The sequence below is a fragment of the Bradyrhizobium nitroreducens genome, from assembly GCF_002776695.1.
GTDB lineage: Bacteria > Pseudomonadota > Alphaproteobacteria > Rhizobiales > Xanthobacteraceae > Bradyrhizobium > Bradyrhizobium nitroreducens.
In genome coordinates this window covers 1,998,277-2,021,890 of sequence record NZ_LFJC01000003.1, presented here as the reverse complement: position 1 = coordinate 2,021,890, position 23,614 = coordinate 1,998,277, and the positions used below count along the sequence as shown (strand labels likewise).

Genomic DNA, 23,614 nt, shown 5'->3' with positions numbered 1-23,614 from the left:
ATCGGCAGTTCAATGAAGCACGTGGTGGAGTCAGACGACTTCTGGCAAGCCGGAGGACGGCACGCGCCGTACTCGGCGGCGATCCGTTCAGGCGTGCGACGGTCGCCTGTCGTGCCTCGCGGCGATTGACATACGCGTCAAATCTAGAGTGATCTGAATGAACGACCACGCCACTCCCAACCTGCCCTCACGCAGCTTCGATCAGACGCAGCAATTCTACCGGCGGCTCGGCTTTACCCTCGCGTACCGGGACGATGAGTGGATGATCCTGAATCGCGGTCGGTTGAAGCTGGAGTTCTTCGTGCACCCGGGCCTGGACCCTCTGACCAGCTGGTTCAGCTGCTGTCTGAGACTGGATGAGCTCTCGGAGTTCTACGCGCTGTGCCAGTCGGCCGGCATAGAAGAGAAGTGAAGCGGGTATCCCCGCCTTCATCGGCCTGAAGAGCAGGATGGGGGCGGACGAATGGGCGCGTTGATCGATTTGGACGGAACGCTCCTGCGGCTCATCCAGAATCGAGCTGCACGATCTCTGGCGACACATTGACGATCGAGACACCGTCGTGCCCCGATCGGCCTCCGATGTTGCGGTCGGAGCTTCGAGTGCGCTGGAGGACTCTATCTTCTTGGTATGTCCCTGTTCCTCCTCGGCAGCGTCGAAAGGCCGCACAACCAGAATCCAAAACCCCCCGACATGACGAGGCTCGCGTAGGTCAGACCTGCCGTCGCGAACTGTCCACTCAGGAACAAACCAACAATCAATCCAGACAACAAGAACAGGATGCCTGGGAGATCCCTACCGACGCCGCGGCCGCGACTTCGGCCGTCCTCTTGGGTACGCCTGTTGGACCAGGCGGCGCTGCCAACGAATCGGGCCTTCATTCGTCATCCTCAAGCAAGCGGCATTCGTATCGCAGCCACCAGCCGAGCACAGCCCCGATGAGGCAGCCGGCTATCGTGGCGGTGAGTGGGGATATGCGATGTCCAGCGACGACACCAAGCAGGCCCCCCGTCATGGAGGCGATCAGCCAAAATCCAACCGGAGCACCCTTGCTCTCCTCATCGCATCGATCTGAGCCCGTCATCACAACTCTGTCGGTAACGTGAAAGAAAGCTGACAGTCGGCGGGCGAGATTACCGCCGTATTACACCTTCAATCCAGGTTCGGCTGATGCGTGCCCTACAAATGCGGCTCCAACCAGGTGCGTGGGAATGCGCTCAACGCAGCGCGAGATAACAATCGGCTCAAGAGCGCGCACCCGCGAAATCACCGCCGACGAGGCCCGTTGAACATGGTGACGACAGCGCTCAAGACCTCGTGGTGCCGAAGTGATGCCCGTGATCGCTTATCCTGATGCGCAAATCCGGACGGACCCTTGGAAGAGTCGACCAGCTACAGTTGCGTTGTCGGCTGCGGCAGCATCACCACCGGATCATCTTGAAGAAAAACGGGTGCATGGATCGAAGCGCGCCGAGGGGCGGGATTGCGGAAAGGGAACGTACCGAATAGGACATGAACTCGCGCGACAAAGCCACCCTCGCGTTGAGGCGAATGGCTTGCGTAAATTGCCGTACCGCGAGAGATCTGCGGCTCCCCGTGGCATGGAGAAAGCCCGACAACGCCAAGGCGCTTGCACGCGCTTCGTTCTCCCACCGACGGACGTCGTCCGGCAAATCGGTCCGCGCAAAGAATTCATCGACCAGTTGGACTGGCTCGTTTGCCATGTCGTACGAACTCGGCTTACGAGTCGTGGATTCGGGATGAACTCGAAAATCTGCGAGACAGTGCGGAACGCGCGCAAAAGGTCCTATCAAGGAAAGACGGAAGTAGAGATCCATATCGGGGATTTGCCTAAAAGAACTAGACCAGCCGCCGCAGCGGCTCCAAGCCGTCTTGCGCATCAGAGCGCCGGGTCCGGGCAAACATCGAAAGCCGGCGATCAAGCGTCGTTGGTCATACGGCGAGGCCGACACGCGACGAATAACCGCGCCGTTCGTATCAATCAGATTGAAATCAGGATAAACTAAGCACATCGCATGTTCGTGCGCCAGTCGGTCTACCAAAATCTCAATTGCGGACTCATGTAGGCGATCGTCCGCGCCTAGATAGGCGATCAACTCGCCACTTGCCAGCGACACTCCGCGGTTGATGGCAGCGCTCTGCCCAGAGCGGGTCTGGGACCATGACGTGATCGCGCGACCATAGGTCCTGAGCACCTCGCTCGTACCGTCAGTCGAGCCATCGTCGACCACCACCACTTCCACGGCAGCGTAGAATTGGCTGAGCGCACTATCAATCGCCTCGCCAATGAACATTCCGGCGTTATGGGCGGGGATAATTATGGAAACGAGCGGCTGCGATTTCATGGGCACTCGCATTGTCGCATGGAAGAGGAATCGGTCATCAAACGTATGGAATCACTCTGTCCTGAGGCTCGCACATGCGAGTGGACCAGCCGGATTGGAGCCTGCAACAACGACTTGCGAATGTAGTCATCGTCTCTCTCATCCCGAACGCGCCTTCGAGTTGACGGCGCAACGAACCGACCTGCCGCATCGGGATGCGCGCAATGGTTCTCGTTTGGTCTCACATTCCCGGCGTCGCGCCTAACCGGGAGCGGCCTCGCCGTCGACGGCGAGTATACTCGCACCGGACTCGAAAGCGGTCATTGTGATCGAGCGCATTGGCACAGCGAACATGACGCCATTGCGGTATGGCGAGTTCACTGTGAAGATGAGTGCATCATGCAGCCAGTGGTGCTGAACGTGATTGTCGAGTGTGCCGGATGCTATCGCGGCCGTGATGGCGTACTCGCCGGATTGCAGGCAAGGCAGTTCAAAAACAAAGGCGACATCGATGGTCTGCCCCTCCCTGATCTCGAGCTTCTGTTGCCTGCAGGCGAGGTATGTGTTGTCTCCGAGCAGCGGTTGTCCGAGCCGGTCTTTGATGTGGAAACCAACGATCGGCGAGCCGATGTCGACCTCGGCTCGAATCTTGATGCTGACACACACCTCCTCGCCGCCTTCGATCATGGTGAGTTCGCGACCGTCCGGATGGGCCAGGCGTACGTCCAGAATGCTGGCGCCGCCGCTGCCGAACGATGCCGAGTTCTCATTGAACTCGAAGATCGCGAGAGACTGCGCGAGATTTGGTGTGTTGCTTCGTGCCGTCACGTTGGGAGACGTTCGATGGGCCGGACGCACAGTCGTCGCGGAATCGAGCCCGGTCGATTGTGCATATACCGTGGCCATATAGGCCTCGCACACGTCTTTCGCGTCGCCAGCTGCTTTGACTGTCCCTCCATCGAGCCAGACAGCCTTGTTGCAGAAATTCAGTACCGCGCCAATATCGTGGCCACAGAACAGCACGGTTCCGCGCTCGCGGAAGCCTCGCAGCCACCGTATGCACTTCTGCTGGAAATAGGCGTCGCCGACCGATAGGGCCTCGTCCACAATCAGCACGTCGGCGTCTACATGGGCGATCACTGCGAATGCAAGTCGCATCGTCATGCCGCTCGAATAGGTCTTGACGGGCTGGTCCAGGAAATCGCCGATGTCAGCGTAGTCTATGATGCTCGGAAGCTTGGTCTCGATCTCGGGCGTGGTGAGGCCGAGTACACTTGCATTCAGGTAAACATTCTCGCGGCCCGTAAATTCGGGATTGAAGCCTGATCCAAGCTCCAGCAGCGCCGCGACTCGCCCCCTGACGACCGCCGAACCGCTGCTTGGTGCCAGCGTGCCGCACACGAGCTGCAGCAACGTCGACTTGCCAGCTCCGTTGCGACCGATCACGCCGACCGTTTCGCCCGACCAGACCGTGAAACTCACGTCCCGAAGGGCCCAGAACTCGCGGTAGTAGCGGGAAGGTGCAATTGACTTGCCGAAAGCGCGGGCGACCGGCGCCAGCAAGTGTTGCACACGCGGTACGATGAACTGCTTGAGGCGATCGGGCGGAGTGTCGAACACGTTGTAGCATTTGCTCAGCCGCTCGATCGCGATGCGAGGCTCACATGACATCAGCGAATCCTCTGCGCGTCCTCTGAAACCAGGCGTACCCCAACCAAGCCGACGTCGCGCCTGCAACGGTAAATACAGTCAGTCCCAGCCAATCGGGTGCCTTGCCGTAGAGCACAACGGCCCGAGCCTGCTCGACGGCAAAGGTGAGAGGGTTCAGGTACAGCAGGGTGCGATAGGGATCGGGAACGGCGGAGATCGGGTAGAAGATCGGCGCCAGGAACATGCTTGCCGTGACGACGAGACCGACGATCTGCAACAGGTCACGAAAAAAGACGCCGACCGAGCTGAGTAAATAAACCAGGCCAAGTACGGCCAACAGAAGAGGTAGCAGCACGGCCGGCAACAATGGCAAGGTGGGCGAAAGCCTGCCCGATAGTGCGAAATGAATGGTGATGACGATTGTGAGCCCGATCGCCGCGGTCACGAGGGCATTGAGGACTGCAACGATCGGCAGTATTTCGAGTGGGAATACCACCTTCTTGACGTAAGATGGATTGCCGAGAACGATCGTGGGAGCACGCGACAGTGCCTCGGCAAACACGCCGTGCACCACCAGGCCGACGAGGAGCGTCACGGTGAACGTGCCCTGCTGCTCCGCTCCCCACCGGCTTTGAAACACAATGCCGAACACGAACAAGTATACTGCTGCCATGATCAGGGGCGTGAGCACTGCCCATACCACGCCCATCACCGACCCGCGATATCTCGCGGCGAAATCGCGTGCGACCAGTCGCTTTATCAAGCCGCGATAGCTGAGGAGTGTTCCTATCATGCAACGCGGAGAAATCGGATGATCAATCATGCCAGCGTCTCCTGGGTTCGCAAGCGGAGACTCGGAGCCATTTTCTCCGTCATCTCCGTCGTCGCTTTGCGCCAGAAAACGGCAGCGCCATCCACTGGCTCGAGCGCTGCGGTGATTTCGTACCTTGCACGGAAATCTTCCACTGCTTTGCGACATGGCTCCAGAATGTAGTCGTCGACAATCACAACGCCACCGGGGGAGAGCTTGATGTAGAGAGCCTCGAGCGCCTGTATGGTGGATTCGTACATGTCGCCGTCGAGGCGCAGAAGTGCCAGACGTTCTATAGGTGCCCAGGGTAGAGTGTCCTTGAACCATCCTTCAAGGAAGCGAACCTGGTCGTCGAGGAGACCATAGCGCTCAAAATTCCGCTTCACCTCGTCGAGCGGAACAGCAAGCTGGCCGAACGTGTGATGGGCGTCTCCGCGATCAGCGGGGAAAGTGGCCTCGTCAGGCAGGGGCAGGCCGCGGAACGAGTCAGCCACCCAAACGCTGCGATCATTGATATGGTGAGCGCTCAGGATGCCACGCATGTAGATGCAGGCCCCACCGCGCCAAACGCCGGTCTCGATCACGTCCCCGGGGATCCCTTCCTCGATGACCGTTTCGAGCAGGTGGCGCAAATTGCGCATTCGCACCGTGCCGATCATAGTCAGCGCATGCTGCGGCCAGTCGCGGCCGATCGTACGAATGTCCGGGTCGAACTTGCCGCCCGACCAGGGACTTGCAGCGGGATCGTCGATCAACATGCCGACCAGAGCGCTCTCGAGCAGGTCCAGATAGGCCCGTCGCTCCGCGACGCCGCTTTCGCTGCCGGCGCCGGATTTCATGAACGTCTGGATTCGATAGTCGAGTAGAGACAGCTTGCCCGTGATCAAAGCGGACTGATTGTCGTTGGCAAGGCGCAAGGCGGTGGCCTGGCCTTTGAGAGCGCCATTCTCGTCGAGCGCCGCTGCACGCTCCTGTAGAAGGCGTGCAAGCTCGTTCTCGAACTCGCTCACAGTCTCGTTCAGTCGCGCGATTTGCCCAATTTGGGTCGCCTCTGTTACCTGGTGTTCGGCGACCCTTTTTTGGAGTTGGGCAATCTGATTGAAGTGTGTCGCTCGGACGGCCTGGTGCTCGGCGACAGTCTGTTCCAGCCGGGCGATTTGTTCAACGTGGGCCGCGTGCTTCGCCTGGTGATCGGCGATGGCCTTGTCCAGCCTAGCGATCTGATCGAGCTGCGCCGCGCGCATCGCCTGCTCTTCAACGTTTGCCTGCGCTAGCCTCGCGATCTCGTAAAAACTTGCCGCGCGCATAGCCTCGCCCCTGCTGATGGTCTGTTCCAGGGAGGCAATTTGCGAGGTCTGTGTGCCGTATGCAGCCTGCTGGTCGGAGATGTTCTGCTGCAACTGCGCGATCTGAGCCATATGGGCCGCGTGCGTGGCCTGATGCTCTATCACGGTCCTTTCCAGCCGGGCCGCCAACTCACGATACACTGCCGAGGCCGAGACGACGCGACGTTCGATGCGCTTCGGAGCCAGAATATAGCTTGCTGCTCGTCGTACGATCCGGGCTGGGCTTGACGACAGGAGTGAGGATGTCGTCGCCATGGCGAGAGGAACCAGTCGCCGAAGCCGCGCTGCGACCATGGCAGCACCTGGGATCTTGCGCGCGGCATGGCGTACGAACGCTCCTGCAACGTAATTTCCAGGTATCAAGGATATGATCCGAGGCCAGTTGCGAACGATGAAGCGCAAGTCTCCTATCTGTCCCCGCGACATGGCTACCCGGCACATCGTCAGGAACAAGCTCGTCTCGAACTCATCCCCCCGGCGAGATACGCCGCGCGCCATACACACGCCCATTCGAGCAGCGTAAGCATCCGCGACGTTCCAGACGTAGGTGGGCTTGATGTTTATGATGGACAGCCTGAACGGCAGCTCGAAGAACCATCCGTCGCCAATCAATCTGGAGAAGAAGTCCATGTCCTCGCAGATATGCATGCCTTCGTCGAACCGAGCGTCGGTGGTTCTGAACATGAAGGATGGCGTGGGGAATATTCTATCCAGCGTGAGGAGATAGTCTCTCGCGTTGAAGTACAGCTTCTGCTTCGACGCAAAATCCTCGATGTCGAGGCCGTTCTGAGAGTAAGCGGTGCTCACCGCCCTGCAATCAAGTCCGAGCATCACGGCAACCTGGTACTCGATCTTGTCGAGGTGCCAGAAATCGTCTGCATCGAGCAGGGCGATGAGCTCGCCATTGGCGGCGTCAAGTCCGCGATTGCGCGCGAACGACGCGCCGCGGCGCGCAGACGCGTCCACGATCTCGAGTTCGCGTCCGTTGGCACGGGCCAGGGCGTGAAGCGCGCCGAATTCATCGGCGGCGATCTTGGTATTCGCCGCCAATATGATCTCGAGGTTCGTGTAGGTCTGCTCGACAACCGATTTGACGGCACTCAACAAAAGCGCGTCGATCCGCACAAGCGGTACAATGACCGACACTAGCGGCTGTTCTCGCGGCGGTGGGACTTGCGCCTCGATCGCCATGCGCAATTCCTCGAAGACCCTCTCCCGCGCCGTCGGATACGGCGATTGCCACAGGTGATTGGCGAGCTTTGCCCAATACTCAGCAGGTGAGCGCTCGTATGAGAATACGCCGATCGAAGCCGAGTCCTCTATGAAGCGCGACCATAGCTGGTCGGATTCCCGCATCGCCAGGTCGTGCTTTGCGATCGTATCCTGTTGCGGATGCATCCGCGCGGTGACCAGGACATCTTCATGATAGACGATGCTGAATCGCCGCAACATTCGATAGAAGAGATCGTAATCCTGCGTCGTACGTAAGGATTCGTCGAACAAACCCGTTTCGGCGAAGACCTCCTTCGAAATCAAGAGACAATTGCCGTTTATCGCTCCCCGAAGAAGACCGTAAAGCGGCTTCCGTTCAAACTCCGCCACGTCGTAATAGTGCTGCGGAACCGTCCTTCCGGTTGCCTCATCGAGAACGCGGTATGCGCAACATGCAATTGTCGCCGTGGCCTTTCGCTCGGAAAGGACCACCAACTGACGTTCGATCTTCTTCGGATCATAGAGATCATCGTGGCTTAGCCAGGAGAAATAGTCTCCGAGCATTCGCCGGATGCCGAAATTGAACGCACTGCCGCAGCCGCCATTCTCCTTCTCAAAATATCGGACTTTGTCGCCGAATGACAGCGCCACCTCGCGCGTCGCGCCATTGTCGGTAGACCCGTCGTTCACGACGATGATCTCGATCTTCGGGTAGGTCTGAACCAGGGCAGAGTGAATCGCGTCAGCGAGAAAAGTCGCTCCATTGTAGACGGGGATCACGACTGAAACGAGCGGCTGCTTCGTCGTCAAGTCCATATGTGTTCTCCGACATTGAGCGGCCCGGTCATGTGCGCCTCACGCGTTTCTGCTGCCGACATTCGTCGACAACTCGATGTGTGTCCGACACGGCAGCGGCCGCAAGCTCGTTGCATCGGCGAGGCGCAGTGCACCAGATCGCACCCGTCTGATCCTCGCGAGTCCTTGCGGAGCCGTAGACACGAGCCGTTACCCCTCTACTGGTCCTGCACGTCCAATTCACGTCAGCCGCTCATAAAGCAGCACTCGTTTCGGTGGAAGCCCAAAGTTGCATGCTTGGGAAGAGGCATCGAGATCGCGGGCGCGTTCCCTGCAGTGCCGTAATGTATTGGTAATGTCGGCGGATCAATCCGCACATTCAGGTTGTGATCTCTTGCGCGTTCAGACAAGTGGGACCGGGTGAAGTGATAAGACTGGAGGGCATCGCCATCACGAGCCTGGTGCGTGACGGGACGAGCAGTGGCGGCGGAATGGCCGCGGTTGCGGTGCCCCTGCATCATGCTCTGCTGGATCTGCGGGCCAACTCCAGATTGATTTGCGGCCTGCCCCCGGAAGAGTGCATGGACGATGTAAGCGTGGCAGGTCCAACCGGACGCGGCCTTCGCCTTCTTCCCAAAGAGTTGCTGTCCGGGTTGGTGCATATTCACGGGCTTTGGACGCCTTTTGAATGGCGGGCCCAGCGACGAGCCAGAGAAAATCGCGCGCTTCTGGTCATCAGTCCGCACGGCGCGCTGGCGCCTTGGGCGCTGGCTCACAAGCGATTCAAGAAACTCGTTGCGTGGGCGCTCTACCAACGTCGAATTGTTCAGCGTGCAGATCTGCTGATCGCAAATTCCGAGCTGGAGCACGACCAGCTCCGGCAATTGGGGCTGCGTCCGCCTGTAGCGGTTATACCCAATGGGGTGGATGTGCGCAGACTGCCCCTAACCGAGGTCGTTGGCGCGAAGCGCGGGAAGATCGTTCTCTTTCTGGCTCGTCTATCTCCGACGAAAGGCATTTCCGACTTGCTGGAAGCGTGGCGGGGGCTGGAGGATCGCAAAGGCTATGAACTGCATATCCACGGCTTTGGCGATGCGAGTTATCGCGGCTCGTTGGAAAGGCATATCCAGGAATGCGGCCTCGTTGGCTGCGTGAAGCTCCTGGGGCCGTTGTACCGCGAAGAGAAGTGGGAGAAGTTTTGCAGCTCTTCGATTTATGCCTTGCCATCTTACGGTGAGAGTTTTGCGCTGACGATCGTCGAAGCGCTTTCGGCTGGCCTTCCCGTGGTCACCACCAACGCAACGCCGTGGAGCCATCTTGCGGAAATGGGCTTGGGCTGGGTCGTTGAAAATGACGTTGGCCAGTTGCGGCAAGCTCTGAGAGAGGCATTGTCGCTAACTCCATGTCAGCTGAAATCGATTGAGAAGCAGGCTAAACGCTACGCGGGCAACTTCTCATGGTCCAAGATAGCCGATAGATATCTTGGAACCTACCATTGGCTCTGCGATCGAGGCATGCCCACACCCGACTGGATCAGCGTCTGATGCGCATCTTGGTTGTGACACAATATTTTTGGCCGGAGTCATTCATCGTGAATGACATGGTCCGATGGCTTGCCGAGTCCGGGCACTCGATAGTCGTCGCGGCGGGGAAGCCAAGCTATCCATCCGGCAATCTCGCGCCTGGATATACCCGGCATGGCGTTCAATATGAGACCTTCGCCGGCATTGAGGTCGTTAGAATCCCCAGCCGACCGAGATACACGACCACGGCGTTGAACCTGGCGCTCAATTACCTCTCCTTTGCCTGGTCGGGTCTCCTGCGCTTGCCGTGGGTGTTCGGGGGGCGGGACTTTGACGTTGTTCTCGTATTCGCGATGCCGATAACCGCGGCGCTTCCGGCCGTTCTGCTGTGCTGGACAAGGCGCTGTCATCTCGCACTTTGGGTTCAAGATCTGTGGCCGCAGGTCGTCACGTCGACCGGTGTTGTTCGAAGTCGCCTTGTCGTCGCGGCTCTCGATGTGATGGTCGGATTCATCTATCGCGCAGCGAACAGCATCCTGGTTCAATCGAAGCAATTCGTTGCGCCGATCTCCAAGATCGTCCCCCAGGAGCGGATCGTCGTCCTTCCAAACTTCGCACCGCCGTCGGAGGAGCAACGTCTTGGCTTACCTGAGGCAATTGAGCGCTTGTTTCACGATCGCTTTTCGGTGGTGTTTGCCGGCAATCTCGGTGGGGCGCAGTCTCTGGCCACGATCGTGGATGCAGCGCGGAACCTCCGTCTCCATCCTGAGATCCGGATCATCGTAGCCGGCGCAGGGAGCCATGAGCAGTGGATGACGCAGGCGATCGCCGCTGCGGGGCTGACCAACGTGGAAATGGTCGGAATGCTGGACAGCCGCATGATGCCCGAGCTGTTCGAGCTGGCCGATTGCCTGCTCGTGACGCTTAGCGATCATCCGGCTCTCGCTGCGACCATTCCAAGCAAAGTGCAGACCTATATGAAGGCCGGGCGACCCATCGTCGGCGCGATGAACGGCGCGACCGCTGATCTGATCGAAGTGGCCGGAGCGGGAATTGCCGTTCAAGCCGAGAATGGTGCCGGCCTTGCGCGTAGTATCATCGCTTTGTCCAGGATGCCCGAATCCGTGCGGCTGGAGCTCGGCCGATCGGGGCGGGCATACTACGAGGAGCATTTCACGATCGACAAGGTGCTGAACCAGCTGGTGAGATTCTTGAAATCGAGAACGGGTTGCCATGTGTAAGACCAAGGTCCTCATTCTCGGTGCCGGCGGAATGCTCGGGGCGGCGGTGTTTCGCTCATTTGCGGCGTCCGACGAGTTCGAAGTAATCGCAACCGTACGAGACAGAGTTGCTCTGCACTTGCTGTCGGCGCCAAGGGCCCGCTTCTTCTGTTTGGATGTTCTCGATCAGGACGCGATCGTGTCGCTTCTCGAACGAGAGCGCCCTGATACGGTGGTCAATTGTATCGGGCTGGTAAAGCAGCTTGCGTCAGCGTCGGACCCGCTGATCGTTCTGCCGATCAACGCCATGTTCCCCCATCGGTTGGCTCGCCTTTGCGCGCTTATTGGCGCCCGAGTGGTTCACGTCAGCACCGACTGCGTCTTCTCCGGGGCAAGAGGAGATTACGCAGAAGACGACGTCACGGACGCTTGCGATTTGTATGGTCGATCGAAGCTTCTGGGAGAGCTCGTCGATTACGACAATGCCGTGACGTTGCGTACGTCGATAATCGGTCGCGAGCTCTGCACCGCACACTCGTTGGTAGAGTGGTTTCTGGCCCAAGATGGCGCAGTCAACGGCTACGCAGAGGCGGTTTTTTCCGGTCTGCCGACGACGGAACTTGCCAGGGTCATTCGCGACATCGTGCTGCCAAGAAAGGATCTCGTCGGGCTCTATCACGTCTCGTCAGGGCCGATCTCGAAATTCGATCTCTTGCACCTTCTTGCGCGCCAGTATCGAAAACAAATCGACATCCGGCGGGATGCCGAACTGAAGATCGATCGCTCTCTGAAGGCAGAGAAATTCAGAGAGGAGACCGGATATCGGGCCCCCAGTTGGCCGCAACTGGTCGAACAATTGTACGAAGCTGATCTACGTCGGGAAGCGCGAAGTGTTTAAGAGCAAGGTTCTGATGATCACGGGCGGCACGGGCTCCTTCGGAAATGCCGTCCTGCGTCGCTTCCTCCATACGGAAATTGGCGAGATCCGCATATTCAGTCGCGACGAGAAGAAGCAGGAGGACATGCGTAACGAGCTGAAGAACAAGAAGATTCGGTTCTGCCTGGGCGACGTTCGCGACTACGGGAACATTCGCGATGCGATGAAGGGTGTCGACTATGTCTTTCACGCAGCCGCGCTGAAGCAGGTGCCCTCCTGTGAGTTCTATCCGATTGAAGCCCTGCGGACCAATGTGATCGGCACGGAGAATGTCCTGCAGGCGGCGATAGAGAGCGGCGTGAATCGCGTTGTCTTTCTGAGCACCGACAAGGCTGTCTATCCCATCAATGCCATGGGCCTTTCAAAGGCGATGGCAGAGAAGGTCGTTTTGGCGAAATCGCGGACGGCCGGCGACACGATCCTTTGTGTCACCCGCTACGGGAACGTCATGGGCTCCCGCGGGTCCGTCATTCCGTTGTTCATGCATCAGATCAAGCACGGTCTACCGATCACTGTAACCGATCCCAAGATGACGCGGTTCTTGATGTCGCTGGAAGACTCGGTCGAGCTCGTTGTTCATGCTTACCAGCACAGCAAGCCGGGTGACATCTTCGTTCAAAAGGCGCCCGCGGCCACGATGTCTGATCTGGCAATTGCACTGAGGGAGCTCTTCGAGGTGAGAAATCCGATTGAGGTGATCGGCACCCGGCACGGAGAGAAGCTGTTCGAGACGCTCATTGCCCGGGAGGAAATCATCAGGGCGCGGCAGTCGAGCCGATATTTTCAGATCCCAGCAGACAATAGGGACTTGAACTACGACAAGTTTTTCGTGGAAGGTGAGGTGGGGCTGTCGGGAGCCGATGACTACACGTCGCACAACACGGAGCGCCTGACTCTCGAAGGTCTTAAAGGCCAGCTGCTGGCCCTCGACTTCGTACGTACCGAGCTTGGCCGATGATCGGATCGGCAAGTCCCTCTTGAGCAGGCAGCGTCGCCATGAAGGTGATGACATTGGTCGGAACCCGGCCGGAGCTCATCAAAATGAGCCGCGTTATTGCAGAATTCGATTCTCAGGTCGATCACGTGCTGGTGCACTCCGGACAGAACTATGACTACGAACTGAATCAGATCTTCTTTGATGATCTCGGGATCCGCAAACCGGATCACTTTCTCGGCGTAAACAACGAAACCCCGGCAAAGGCGATAGGTGACGTCATCGTCAAGGCGGACGATATCATGAACGCGGAAAGACCGGACGCTTTGCTGCTTTACGGCGATACGAATACGTCTCTGGCGGTGATTGCCGCGAAACGGAGGAAGATTCCGATCTTCCATATGGAGGCGGGGAACAGGTGCTTTGATCAGCGCGTGCCGGAGGAATTGAATAGAAAGGTGCTGGATCATCTTAGCGACGTCAATCTGGTACTCACCGAGCACGCACGCCGCTATCTACTTGCCGAAGGCATCCGTCCCGAGACGATCATAAAGACGGGTTCACACATGCAGGAGGTGTTGCAGTACTACATGCCGAAGATCGAAGCCTCTGACGCCGTCGCGAGGCTTGATCTGAACGAAGGGAAGTTCTTCCTGGTCAGCATCCATCGCGAAGAGAACGTCGACACCGCGGGAAACCTGCGCGACATCTTGGATACGTTGACGGAACTGGCGGACGAATATGGGCATCCTGTCCTGGTTTCGACGCATCCGCGGACGCGTAAGCGGCTCGATGCGCTCGGTAGGGCGGGAGCGCACGACAGGATCGTTTTCGCGAAGCCATTTGGATTCATCGACTACGTTCGTTTGCAAATGTCGGCGCTTTGCGTTCTCTCCGATAGCGGTACGATCACCGAGGAAGCGTCGCTACTGAACCTTCCGGCCATCACAATACGTAACGCGCATGAGCGGCCGGAAGGCATGGACGTCGGAACGTTGATCATGAGCGGTTTGAAAAGTCAGCGCGTCCTGGAGGCGGTGCGGGTCGTAATCAAGCACCATGGCGCAGATCTTCGAACATTCAGCGTAGTGCCCGATTACGAAGCTGGGCCGGTCTCAAAGCAGGTGCTTCGTATCGTGCTGAGCCATGTCGACTACGTCAACAGGACCGTCTGGCATAAGCACTGACGCGGAGCATAGTGCGACTTGGAGGGCCGGGCGCTGCAAGCGGGTCGGTTGGTATCTGAGGCGAGTATTGAACAGCGCGTGAGTTGGCCGAACGCGTCGCGTTTCGGCACGCAAGCAACTGCACAAAGGCAATCCGGGCATGATGTGGGCTCGTGACGAACGACGGTAAATCATGCGCGAGCTGGCTTCGATTGGACGGCCGACGTTTGCGAGACACCGCCGATCACTTGGCCGTTGCCGTGGCCTTTTCTTTGCCGCTGTCGACATCTGCGACATCGATCCTAACGATCTTGTGGCTATGCGCCGTTCTGCCGACACTTAGCGTCCATGACGTGGGGCGGCAGGTGACGAGGCTTGAGGGTGCCCTGCCGGCTCTGCTGGTCATGCTTGCGGTCATCGGCATGCTGTGGGCCGACATGGCGTGGAGCGAGCGATTCGCCGGTCTTCGGCCGTTTCTGAAGTTGGCGGCAATTCCCTTGCTCCTTGCCCAGTTTGAGCGTTCTGACCGCGGCTGGATCGTGGTGTGCGGCCTTATGGCGGGCTGCGTTTTGGTGTTGACCGCCTCGTTCATCTCCATCCTGCTTGATCGGAGTTTAATCAGCGGCAAGCTGCCTGGCATCGTCGCAAAAGACTACATAAGCCAAAGCGGGTTCTTCGTGCTTTCAGCCTTTCTGCTTCTCGAGCTGGCAGTCGAGGCGTGGGTAGAAAAGAGAGCATGGTTGCTGGCCGCCGCGCTGTGTTTGGTTGCGGCCTTCCTTATTAACCTGAGCTTTGTGGCAACGTCACGGGCCGCGCTGCTCGTGATTCCGGTGCTGCTGTTTCTCTTCGGCATACGACATAGCTGGAAAATAGCCGTTGGCGCATGCGCCATATGGATGGTTGTCTTCCTGGCAGCCTGGCATTCATCGGCTTATCTGGAGCGCCGTCTGCAATCCGCCTTCAGTGTTAGGATGGACGACCAACAGCTTAACGCGCTTTCGAACCGGCAGCGAATTGCTTACTGGGAAGCATCGATCGATCTCATCAAGCGAGCGCCTTTGATTGGTCATGGCACAGGATCCATTCCAAATATGTTCCGGCATTACACGGCGGCAGGGACAAATTCGGACGTCAATCACGTCGCCAATCCGCACAATGAGACCTTCAGGATCGCCTTGCAACTGGGAGCGACGGGCGCGGCCATACTCTGGGGAATGTGGCTCGTACATGCGAGGATGTTCACTGGCCCCGGTCCTGCGGCTTGGTTCGGCCTCACTGCGCTCGCGCAGAACGTTCTTGGTTCATTGATCAATTCGCATGTTTCGGATTTCACGCAGGGGTGGACGTACGTCATCTGCGTGGGAGTTGCCGGAGGTATGATGAAACGCAGCAGATCTGTCGGGCGGCTCGCGTGCGCAGCGGTTGAGCTGGATGAGCGGGGGCATGCGGAAGCGAACACGTGACGGAATTCCGCCGGGCAAAGGCTCATTCGGTGCCGTGTGGGGCAATGCACGCGGACAGATGCGGTTTGAAGACAGCCACGGCGTGATCCTGGGCGGCGTTGACGATGTCGGTTCCATACCGCTGACGTGGTCGAGCACGTCATCCTTCGAATTGCCAACCGGCGGTCTCGGAAAGGGCGCGCGCATGCGCGATCAGCGCCGTCGCCGTCGGCCCTTTCAGGTCATCATCGAGAATGCCGATGGGCCCCATCATCGTGATGGCTGCGATCATGAATCCGGCCTGGTCGAAGATCGGTGCGGATAGGGAGGTGAAGTTCGGCAGCAGCGCGTCCCGACAACGGCTGATGCCGTCGCGCCGGATCGTGTCCATCATCTCCTCCACCTCGGCCTTGGTGGTTGGCGCGTCATCCACCCGCGTCTCGCGCGAGCGTTCCTCCTTGAGCTCCTGATCCAGCATCTCGCCCGTCAGCGAGCGCGGCAGATGTGCAAGAAAGTTTCGGCCCAGCGCGGACCGCAGCAGGCTCAGGACGCTTCCGACACGCAGCTCGATAATGGGCCGGCTGGCACCGCCCTCGACACGATAGATGATGGTCGGGCCACGATTGCCCCACACGCCGAGAAATACGGTGTGGCCGATCGTCGTTGCGAGTTCGGTCATGGCGGGCCGTGCGACGGCGAAGACGTCGAATTGCTCGATGGCCGCCATGCCGAGCTTCAATGCGTAGGGGCCGAGGGCATAGCAGCCGGTGTCGCTCTCCTGTCGGACGATGCCGACCGCCTGAAAGCTCACGAGATAATAGTGGACGTTGGCCGCGGACATTCCGGTGTTGGCGGCGATCATCTTCAGCGGCACGGGCCGCATTTCTGTCCTGAGGTAGTCGAGGATCTTGAAGCCGATCTCGATCGACTGAATCCCGCGCCGTCCGGTCCGTTCGGTCGTGGTGATTTTGCCGGGTTTGGCTCCTCGTGCGGATGCGGGCGCCGGATCCGGCGGGCGGGGTCGGCGCGGCTTCTTCACTTAAAATCCTTATAGATCAGGGTGTTATGGCGGGTGTCGTGCTGGCGCATTATTGGGCGCGTCGCGCCGGATATTCAAGCTTGCTGTATTTGACGACGTCATATGTATATGACTAAATAAAATCGCGTGAAGCGGGGCTGGGTTGGCCGCGGGCGCAAACAGGGGAATGACGATGGATGCACGAGCGACGGCGGTACCCGCCGACCAGAATCTGACGCGCAGCGAGGAGCGGCAGGTCGTTCTCGCCTCGACCCTCGGCACCGTGTTCGAGTGGTACGACTTCTTCATCTACGGCTCGCTGGCCGTGTTCATGAGCTCGGTATTGTTTCCGCCGGACAACCCGACCGCCGCCGTGCTTGCTTCGCTCGGTGCTCTTGCGGCCGGCTTCGTGATCCGGCCGATCGGCGCAGTGGTCTTCGGCCGCATCGGCGATCTGGTCGGTCGAAAATACACCTTCCTCATCACCATCGTGATGATGGGCGGCGGCACGGCCTTGATCGGCTTCCTGCCCACCTATGCCAGCGTGGGGCACGCGGCATGGATCTCGCTTGTCATGCTGCGATTGATCCAGGGCCTCGCGGTCGGCGGTGAATATGGCGGTGCCGTCATCTACGTTGCGGAGCATTCGCGTCCTGACCGGCGCGGGCTTCTGACCGGCTGGATCCAGATCACATCGTCGATCGGGCTGGCGCTCTCCATCGCGGTCATCATCGGGACGCAGAGCGTGATGAGCGAGGCCGATTTCAAGGCTTGGGGATGGCGCGCTCCCTTCATTCTCTCGATTGCGATGCTGGCGTTCTCGATCTACGTCAGGGCCAGGCTACATGAATCGCCTGTCTTCACGCGTCTCAAGGCGGAGCGCCGCCTGTCCAGGAGCCCGGTGAGAGACACCTTCGCCCGGTGGTCCAGCCTTCGCCTGGTGTTGATCGCGCTGTTCGGTGTGACCGCGGGCATGGGGTCCACCTACTTCACCGGCCAGTTCTACGTGATGATCTTCATGCAGCAGATCGCAAGGATCGACCTGCAAACATCCTATACCCTGATGGCCATCGGCCTCGTCATCGGTGCGCCGGCTTTCGTTTTCTTCGGCTGGCTGTCCGATCGGGTCGGACGCAAATGGCTGATGATGACGGGGCTCGTCCTGTCGGCGCTGTGCTACCGGCCGATGTTTTCGTCGCTGCTGGAGGCGGCAAATCCGCAACTCGTGGCCGCGACCCGCAGTGCGCCGGTGACCGTGCATGCGGACACCACCAGCGAAGCGTGCCGGTTCGGCCTTGCGGCCGCATTGCTGAGCTCGCATGGCGATCACGGCAAGCCTTGCGTCCAGGCCAAGAAGCTGCTGATCGGAAGCGGCATCAACTTCAGCTATACCGCTCCGGTCGACGGCCAGGCCGTAGCCATGACGGTCAACGGCAAAACGATTGCCGGATACGATGCGGCGGCTTACCGCAAGGCCTTGTCCGAGGCGGGTTACCCCGCCAAGGCCGATCCCGCAAAGGTGTCGTCGGCCTACATCGTCTTTCTGCTGGTCGTCATGACCATCATCGTCGCGATGGTCTATGGGCCGGTGGCATCGTTCCTGGTCGAGGTGTTCCCGGCCAACATCCGATACACCGCGCTTTCGTTTCCCTACCACATCGGCGCCGGCATCTTCGGCGGCTTCCTGCCGTTCTTTGCAACCTATCTTTCGCTCGCGGTCGGCGATGTGTTTGCGGGGCTGTGGTATCCGGTCGTCATTTGCACGGTCGTCGCCGTGATCGGATCGATCATGCTGCCGAACAGGCCGCAAATCGAGACGGATCACTGAGTGTGCCATGCTGGCGGGCCGCAGCCGCGGCCCGCTCTCCGCTTCCGTGCCCGGGATGACATGATGGATAGCAACCGACCGAACACCTACAAGGCGGCCGTCGTTCAGGCCGCGTCAGATCCGACGAGCTCGCTGGTGTCGGCGCAAAAGGCGGCGGCCCTGATCGAGAAGGCCGCTGGCGCCGGCGCCAGGCTGGTCGTTTTCCCTGAAGCCTTCATTGGCGGTTATCCCAAGGGGAATTCGTTCGGCGCTCCCGTCGGCATGCGCAAGCCCGAAGGACGTGAGGCGTTCCGTTTGTATTGGGAGGCGGCCATCGATCTCGATGGCGTGGAGGTCGAGACGATCGCCGCGGCGGCGGCCGCAACCGGTGCTTTCACGGTCATCGGCTGCATCGAGCGGGAGCAGGGCACGCTCTACTGCACGGCGCTGTTCTTCGATGGGGCTCGCGGGCTCGTCGGCAAGCACCGCAAGCTGATGCCGACCGCGGGCGAGCGGCTGATCTGGGGTTTCGGTGACGGCTCGACCATGCCGGTGTTCGAGACTTCGCTCGGCAATATCGGCGCGGTGATCTGCTGGGAAAACTACATGCCGATGCTGCGCATGCACATGTACAGCCAGGGCATCAGCATCTACTGCGCCCCAACCGCGGATGATCGCGAGACCTGGCTTCCGACCATGCAGCATATCGCCCTGGAGGGACGGTGTTTTGTCCTGACGGCCTGTCAGCATCTCAAGCGCGGCGCCTTCCCGGAGGACTATGAGTGTGCGCTGGGTGCCGATCCCGAGACCGTCCTCATGCGCGGCGGCAGCGCAATCGTCAATCCGCTTGGTAAGGTGCTGGCGGGGCCATGCTTCGAGGGCGAGACCATCCTGTATGCCGACATTGCGCTCGATGAAGTGACCCGCGGCAAGTTCGATTTCGACGCCGCTGGGCATTATTCGCGTCCGGACGTTTTCCAGCTCGTCGTCGACGATCGACCGAAGCAGGCGGTATCCGCCGTCAGCGCCGTTCGCGCGCGCAATTGAGGGACCGATGCTCTTCGATATGGGCCAGCTTCCGGCGGATATCCGCTACAAGATTCTCACCGCGACCGTTACGCCGCGCCCCATCGCGTGGGTGACGACCCGCTCCCGGGACGGCGCCGCCAATGCCGCGCCCTTCAGCTTCTTCAACGTCCTTGGGCATGAACCGCCGACGGTTGTGCTCGGCTTGCTGCGTCATCCGGACAAAGGCCTGAAAGACACTGCGCGGAATATCGTCGAGATGCGTGAGTTCGTCGTTCACCTGGTGTCGCATCAGATGGCCGAAGCCATGAATGCGACGGCCGTCGATGCTCCGACCGGAGTCGACGAGATGGAGATTGCGGGGCTTCAGACGCTTCCTTCGCAGATGGTTGCGCCTCCGCTCATCAAGGGGTGCCCGGTTGCGTTCGAATGTCGCTCCCTCTCGGTTCTGGAAACCGGGCCCCGGCAACTCGCCGTGATCGGCGAGATCGTTTGCGCTCATGTGGCGGAGCAGTTCGTGATCGATGCCCGGAGAGGCTATATCGATACGACTGGCCTCGACCTCATCGCCCGCATGCACGGGGCGGGCTGGTATGCGAGGCCTCGCGACCTCTTCCAGCTGGTGCGGCCGCCTCCGATCGAATAGGCGGCCGGTCACGGCGGAGCGGCGATGGGAGCGCAGCTTGTCGCGGGTCACACCGGGCTTGTTGCGACGCCGTTCTGAACCCGCAATGCCGCCGTCGAACTTGCTCTCGCGACGAGCACATCGCTCGAATCCCGCAGCTCAGCTTCCATAAAGCCGATGCTGCGTCCATGCCGGATCACCGTCCCATATGAGCGGTGCAGGCCTGGATGTGCTGGTAGCAGGAATGAGACCTTGATCTCGAGACTGGCGACCGCAATCGTACGCTCATCGCTTACGAGACATGCGGTCGCCATTGCGACGTCGAGCCAGCCCGTCACTACTCCGCCCTGGACGATCCCACCTCTTGGATGCCCTTCAACGGAATGACAGTGGCGTTGTTCGGCATTCCATTCGATAACGACGCGGTTCAGTATCTTGTCGTAAGCGATGGCTCCGACCCCCAGAAGGGTCCACGCCGGCGAGCGTCTGGTCGCGAGTTGCTTGATGCGTTCCGAATGGGACATGTGTTCGTGACTGCTCGATCGGTCCTTGCTTGCGGGATGCGAAACCTCCGCACTCGTCGCAAGGGTTCAGCACAAGCCTTGTTGCTCCGCAACTCTTTCAGTGGCCTGCAGCACCCGCTTTTGGGACGGTTGACCCGCGGCATCGGCATTGCGGTCTGGGCGTCACCTATCGGGGGCCGCCATTCTCCGTTGCCGCGAAGGGCAGCACGGCGCCTGCTATTTGCGCCTTGACATGAGAAAATTATTACATTTTGATAAAAATATAATTCATGGCGGCATCGGACGTCGCCGGAGGAGGACCTTTCGGACGGGACTGAAGCCCGTGATCTGCCTGTGCTCGTCGATCCCCTCGTCGACCGATGATCGCGTTCTTCGACTGCGCCAATGCGGACGCGAGGACGTGGAGGGGATCTGTTTGCAGCAGCCGCCTTTGTTCAACGAACATTCGTGACGCGCTCTCGCTGAGCGCGTCGTGATCATCTGCGACACCTCGACGGAACGGGCCGCGTGCGCGCAACACACGTGCGCGATGCTCTCCTCCGGCGGACAACTCATGCCTGGAGAGGCCACGCCTTGAATAGAAATCTGGTCCGCGCACTGCTCATTGCCGGGCTTGCCCTCAGCTTCGGGGCAGGGTCGTTTCGCTACTCGATCGGCGACCTGAGCGATGCCGGTCCAGGCCTGTTTCCGCTGATGATCAGTGCGCTGTTGCTGGCCGTCTCGCTCATGATGATCGCCAGATCGCGCTACGAGAGCGCCGTCCCAATCGAGATCGGAATGAAGCGCATCTCGCTCGTATTGGGCGGCCTGATCGGTTTCGTCCTGGTGTCGAAAGCCGTCGGCGTGATCGGCGGCATCGTCGCGCTGGTCTTCGTCACCGCGCTGGCCGGCAGATCCTACTCCTGGCGGCGCAATCTCCAGGTTTCGATCGCGTTGATCGCGGTCGCTTTCGCCTTGCAGTCCCTGCTCGGCCTCAACATTGGGCTCTACTGATGGACGTCCTGCAAAACCTCGCCATGGGCTTCGAGCATGCGCTCACCCTGCAAAACCTGATGTACTGCGCCATCGGCTGCGTGGTGGGAACCCTGGTCGGGCTGCTGCCGGGCCTCGGACCGCTCGCCACGATCAGCCTGCTCCTGCCGCTCACTTATTCCATCCCCGTCAATGGCGCGCTGATCATGCTCGCCGGGATCTATTACGGCGCACAATACGGCGACAGCGTCAGCGCCATCACGATGAAGATCCCCCACGCGAGCAGCATCGTGACCTGCATCGATGGTTACCAGCTCACGCTGAAACGTCAGACCGGTCTTGCGCTGTTCACGGCCGGCATATCGAGCTTCATCGGCGGCACCGTCGCCATCGTCGTGCTCGCCTGGCTGACCCCGCTGCTCGGCCGGGTCGCCTTCATGCTCGGACCCGCCGACTACTGCATGCTGATGCTGTTCGGATTCATGTGTGTGAGCGTCGTCACGACGGGAAGCGTCCTGAACGGGCTCGCGATGTGCTTCGTCGGCGTGCTTCTGGCGCAGGTCGGCACCGACGTCCAGTCTGGCGTCCAGCGCTTTACCTTCAACCTCGATACGCTCTACGACGGCATCAACCTGGTCAGCGTAGCGCTGGGATGCTTCGGCATCGCGGAGATCACCAAGAATCTCGACGAGGGCGAGGAGCGTTCGCCCTTCAACGGCGAGATCCACCTCATTCCAAGCTGGGCCAACTTCAAGCGCATCATGCCGAGCGCGCTGCGCGGCAGCCTGGTCGGCTCCATCCTCGGCGTGCTGCCGGGCGGCGGAGCCACGGTCGCCCAGTTCGTGTCCTATGCGTTCGAGAAGAAGACCAGCAAGTACAGACGGGAAATCGGCAGCGGCGCCATCGAAGGGGTCGCGGGTCCCGCTGCCGCCGACGAGGCGGCCGCCCGCACCAGCTTCATCCCCCTGATGAGCATCGGCATTCCCGAGAACGCGGTCACCGCGCTGATGATGGCCGCCTTCATCATCAAGGGCGTTCAGCCCGGTCCCAACATGATCGAGAAGAATCCCGATCTGTTCTGGGGACTGGTCGCCAGCATGTGGATCGGCAACTGCTTCCTGCTGCTCCTCAACGTGCCCCTGGTTCGGATCTGGCTGTCGGTCTTCAAGATCCCCTACGGTGTGCTGTTCCCCAGCATTCTTTTTTTCTGCTGCATCGGGACGTTCAGCATCAACAACAATCTGAACGATATTTTCGTGACAGTGGCCTTCGGTTTCGTCGGCTATATCCTGATGCGGCTCTCGCTGGACCCGTCCCCGCTGATGCTGGGCTTCATCCTGGGGCCGATGCTCGAGGAGAATTTCCGCCGGGCGATGCTGCTGAGTCGCGGCAGCTTCGAGGTCTTCGTCACACGTCCGATCAGTGCGACCTTGCTGGCTCTGGTGGTGGCCCTGACCCTGGTCGGAGTGGTCGGCGCCCTGAGGGCGGGCCGGCGCGGCGGCCTTGCCGAGAGACACCCCCCGCCACCGCCTGATTGCGAGACCAACACCCCGCCATCGGCCATGGTCATCTGAAAACTGGATTGCAACGGCTCAATCAACGAGGATTCCGCATGAAGCTCTATCACGAAGTCAGAGGCTGTTCGCTGGCCGTCGATATCGTCGCGCGCGAGCTCGGCATTCCCCTCGAACTGATCTGGGTCGATGTCCCGCGCAAGCTTCTTCCGGACGGCACGGACTATTACAAGATCAATCCGAAAGGACAGGTGCCGTCCCTGGAACTGCCGAACGGCGAGTTTCTGTCCGAGGGCGCGGTCATCATGCAGTACCTGGCGGACATGCGGCCGAACAGCGAGCTCTGCGCAACGGCCGGCACGCTGGCGAGGTACCGCATCATGGAATGGATGAGTTTCGTCGCGTCCGATCTCCACAAGGGCGGCTTCATGCCGCTGATCAAGAAAGTCACGCCGGATGACTACCGCCCGATCGCGCGACAGCTCGTGATGACACGCCTGAAATGGCTGAACGACCATCTGGCCGAGCGGGATTATCTGACCGGGCCGACATTCACGATCGCCGACGCGCATTGCTACACGATCGTGATGTGGACCGAATATCAGAACATCGACGTGTCGCCATGGCCGCATTTGCAGGCCTATCTGCAGCGTATCAGTCGGCGCGACAGCGTCATCGCCGCGAAGGCCGCGGAGCGCGCCGAGGCGGAACGCTCCGCAAAGGCCACCGCTTCGTAAGCGAACGTCGCC

The 23,614-nt window shown here is 60.0% G+C and carries 18 protein-coding genes and 1 pseudogene; 13 read left to right on the top strand and 6 right to left on the bottom strand.

Annotated elements, in window-relative coordinates; translation table 11 throughout:
* Positions 1 to 157: 157 nt before the first annotated feature.
* Positions 158 to 544, top strand: a pseudogene (gene ble / locus TSA1_RS10040) (BLMT family bleomycin binding protein).
* Between the two features lie 875 nt (positions 545 to 1,419).
* Here ble and TSA1_RS10025 read toward each other — a convergent pair.
* The 4 genes from TSA1_RS10025 to TSA1_RS10010 form a co-directional block, all read right to left on the bottom strand.
* Positions 1,420 to 2,364: a glycosyltransferase gene (locus TSA1_RS10025; RefSeq protein WP_161497211.1), complete on the bottom strand. Its 945-nt coding sequence runs from the start codon at positions 2,362 to 2,364 to the stop codon at positions 1,420 to 1,422.
* Positions 2,365 to 2,604: 240 nt separating this feature from the next.
* Entirely contained in the window at positions 2,605 to 4,014 is a 1,410-nt protein-coding gene (locus TSA1_RS10020) for an ABC transporter ATP-binding protein (RefSeq protein WP_100176207.1), read from the bottom strand.
* Positions 4,004 to 4,816, bottom strand: coding sequence for an ABC transporter permease (locus TSA1_RS10015; RefSeq protein WP_161497210.1), 813 nt, complete (start codon positions 4,814 to 4,816; stop codon positions 4,004 to 4,006). The genes TSA1_RS10020 and TSA1_RS10015 overlap by 11 nt, the downstream gene beginning before the upstream one ends.
* Positions 4,813 to 8,178: a TylF/MycF/NovP-related O-methyltransferase gene (locus TSA1_RS10010; RefSeq protein ID WP_100176205.1), complete on the bottom strand. Its 3,366-nt coding sequence runs from the start codon at positions 8,176 to 8,178 to the stop codon at positions 4,813 to 4,815. Before TSA1_RS10010 ends, TSA1_RS10015 begins: the two co-directional genes overlap by 4 nt.
* A gap of 470 nt (positions 8,179 to 8,648) precedes the next feature.
* Here TSA1_RS10010 and TSA1_RS10005 point away from each other — a divergent pair, with 470 nt between their 5' ends.
* From TSA1_RS10005 to TSA1_RS09980, 6 genes are all read left to right on the top strand, one after another.
* Entirely contained in the window at positions 8,649 to 9,701 is a 1,053-nt protein-coding gene (locus tag TSA1_RS10005) for a glycosyltransferase (protein WP_145984293.1), read from the top strand.
* On the top strand, positions 9,701 to 10,921 hold the full coding sequence (locus TSA1_RS10000) for a glycosyltransferase family 4 protein (protein WP_100176203.1): 1,221 nt from the start codon (positions 9,701 to 9,703) through the stop codon (positions 10,919 to 10,921). The genes TSA1_RS10005 and TSA1_RS10000 overlap by 1 nt, the downstream gene beginning before the upstream one ends.
* Complete coding sequence (locus TSA1_RS09995) at positions 10,914 to 11,798, top strand: dTDP-4-dehydrorhamnose reductase family protein (protein ID WP_100176202.1); 885 nt, start codon at positions 10,914 to 10,916, stop codon at positions 11,796 to 11,798. Before TSA1_RS10000 ends, TSA1_RS09995 begins: the two co-directional genes overlap by 8 nt.
* The gene (locus TSA1_RS09990) at positions 11,791 to 12,795 is read left to right on the top strand and encodes a polysaccharide biosynthesis protein (RefSeq protein WP_100176201.1); all 1,005 of its coding nucleotides are present in this window, start codon (positions 11,791 to 11,793) and stop codon (positions 12,793 to 12,795) included. The genes TSA1_RS09995 and TSA1_RS09990 overlap by 8 nt, the downstream gene beginning before the upstream one ends.
* A 38-nt stretch (positions 12,796 to 12,833) precedes the next feature.
* Positions 12,834 to 13,958 carry a non-hydrolyzing UDP-N-acetylglucosamine 2-epimerase gene (wecB, locus tag TSA1_RS09985; RefSeq protein WP_100176200.1) on the top strand — a complete coding sequence of 375 codons (1,125 nt, stop codon included), beginning with the start codon at positions 12,834 to 12,836 and terminating at the stop codon, positions 13,956 to 13,958.
* A 152-nt stretch (positions 13,959 to 14,110) separates the two neighbouring features.
* On the top strand, positions 14,111 to 15,400 hold the full coding sequence (locus TSA1_RS09980; RefSeq protein ID WP_145984292.1) for an O-antigen ligase family protein: 1,290 nt from the start codon (positions 14,111 to 14,113) through the stop codon (positions 15,398 to 15,400).
* Positions 15,401 to 15,539: 139 nt separating this feature from the next.
* Here the strand turns inward: TSA1_RS09980 and TSA1_RS09975 are convergent, their stop codons facing one another.
* Positions 15,540 to 16,418 carry an IclR family transcriptional regulator gene (locus TSA1_RS09975; protein WP_100176198.1) on the bottom strand — a complete coding sequence of 293 codons (879 nt, stop codon included), beginning with the start codon at positions 16,416 to 16,418 and terminating at the stop codon, positions 15,540 to 15,542.
* Positions 16,419 to 16,590: 172 nt separating this feature from the next.
* On the opposite strand from TSA1_RS09975, the gene TSA1_RS09970 reads away from it, so the two are divergent.
* Genes TSA1_RS09970 through TSA1_RS09960 form a run of 3 tightly spaced genes read left to right on the top strand, consistent with a single transcriptional unit; the run spans position 16,591 to position 19,876 of the window.
* Positions 16,591 to 18,225 (top strand): MFS transporter, encoded by a 1,635-nt coding sequence (locus TSA1_RS09970; protein ID WP_245448188.1) that lies wholly within the window; start codon positions 16,591 to 16,593, stop codon positions 18,223 to 18,225.
* 60 nt (positions 18,226 to 18,285) lie between these two features.
* The gene (locus TSA1_RS09965; RefSeq protein ID WP_100176196.1) at positions 18,286 to 19,251 is read left to right on the top strand and encodes a nitrilase; all 966 of its coding nucleotides are present in this window, start codon (positions 18,286 to 18,288) and stop codon (positions 19,249 to 19,251) included.
* Positions 19,252 to 19,258: 7 nt separating this feature from the next.
* The gene (locus TSA1_RS09960; RefSeq protein ID WP_100176195.1) at positions 19,259 to 19,876 is read left to right on the top strand and encodes a flavin reductase family protein; all 618 of its coding nucleotides are present in this window, start codon (positions 19,259 to 19,261) and stop codon (positions 19,874 to 19,876) included.
* Positions 19,877 to 19,923: 47 nt separating this feature from the next.
* Here the strand turns inward: TSA1_RS09960 and TSA1_RS09955 are convergent, their stop codons facing one another.
* Complete coding sequence (locus TSA1_RS09955) at positions 19,924 to 20,379, bottom strand: PaaI family thioesterase (RefSeq protein ID WP_100176194.1); 456 nt, start codon at positions 20,377 to 20,379, stop codon at positions 19,924 to 19,926.
* Positions 20,380 to 20,952: 573 nt separating this feature from the next.
* Here TSA1_RS09955 and TSA1_RS09950 point away from each other — a divergent pair.
* The 3 genes from TSA1_RS09950 to gstA are packed head-to-tail and all read left to right on the top strand — an operon-like array spanning position 20,953 to position 23,602.
* Positions 20,953 to 21,372, top strand: a complete 420-nt coding sequence (locus tag TSA1_RS09950; RefSeq protein WP_161497209.1) for a tripartite tricarboxylate transporter TctB family protein — start codon at positions 20,953 to 20,955, stop codon at positions 21,370 to 21,372.
* The gene (locus TSA1_RS09945; RefSeq protein WP_100176192.1) at positions 21,372 to 22,925 is read left to right on the top strand and encodes a tripartite tricarboxylate transporter permease; all 1,554 of its coding nucleotides are present in this window, start codon (positions 21,372 to 21,374) and stop codon (positions 22,923 to 22,925) included. Before TSA1_RS09950 ends, TSA1_RS09945 begins: the two co-directional genes overlap by 1 nt.
* Positions 22,926 to 22,963: 38 nt before the next feature.
* Positions 22,964 to 23,602, top strand: a complete 639-nt coding sequence (gene gstA / locus TSA1_RS09940; protein WP_100176191.1) for a glutathione transferase GstA — start codon at positions 22,964 to 22,966, stop codon at positions 23,600 to 23,602.
* The last annotated feature ends 12 nt before the right edge of the window (positions 23,603 to 23,614 follow it).

What these genes read in the sequence shown, in the direction of transcription:
- wecB (WP_100176200.1), top strand. Translation starts at nt 12,834, where the DNA reads ATGAAGGTGATGACATTGGTCGGAACCCGGCCGGAGCTCATCAAAATG.
- TSA1_RS10025 (WP_161497211.1), bottom strand. Translation starts at nt 2,364, where the DNA reads ATGAAATCGCAGCCGCTCGTTTCCATAATTATCCCCGCCCATAACGCC.
- TSA1_RS10015 (WP_161497210.1), bottom strand. Translation starts at nt 4,816, where the DNA reads ATGATTGATCATCCGATTTCTCCGCGTTGCATGATAGGAACACTCCTC.
- TSA1_RS09955 (WP_100176194.1), bottom strand. Translation starts at nt 20,379, where the DNA reads ATGTCCCATTCGGAACGCATCAAGCAACTCGCGACCAGACGCTCGCCG.
- TSA1_RS09945 (WP_100176192.1), top strand. Translation starts at nt 21,372, where the DNA reads ATGGACGTCCTGCAAAACCTCGCCATGGGCTTCGAGCATGCGCTCACC.
- TSA1_RS09965 (WP_100176196.1), top strand. Translation starts at nt 18,286, where the DNA reads ATGATGGATAGCAACCGACCGAACACCTACAAGGCGGCCGTCGTTCAG.
- TSA1_RS09970 (WP_245448188.1), top strand. Translation starts at nt 16,591, where the DNA reads ATGGATGCACGAGCGACGGCGGTACCCGCCGACCAGAATCTGACGCGC.
- gstA (WP_100176191.1), top strand. Translation starts at nt 22,964, where the DNA reads ATGAAGCTCTATCACGAAGTCAGAGGCTGTTCGCTGGCCGTCGATATC.
- TSA1_RS10005 (WP_145984293.1), top strand. Translation starts at nt 8,649, where the DNA reads ATGGCCGCGGTTGCGGTGCCCCTGCATCATGCTCTGCTGGATCTGCGG.
- TSA1_RS10010 (WP_100176205.1), bottom strand. Translation starts at nt 8,178, where the DNA reads ATGGACTTGACGACGAAGCAGCCGCTCGTTTCAGTCGTGATCCCCGTC.
- TSA1_RS10020 (WP_100176207.1), bottom strand. Translation starts at nt 4,014, where the DNA reads ATGTCATGTGAGCCTCGCATCGCGATCGAGCGGCTGAGCAAATGCTAC.
- TSA1_RS09995 (WP_100176202.1), top strand. Translation starts at nt 10,914, where the DNA reads ATGTGTAAGACCAAGGTCCTCATTCTCGGTGCCGGCGGAATGCTCGGG.
- TSA1_RS09960 (WP_100176195.1), top strand. Translation starts at nt 19,259, where the DNA reads ATGCTCTTCGATATGGGCCAGCTTCCGGCGGATATCCGCTACAAGATT.
- TSA1_RS10000 (WP_100176203.1), top strand. Translation starts at nt 9,701, where the DNA reads ATGCGCATCTTGGTTGTGACACAATATTTTTGGCCGGAGTCATTCATC.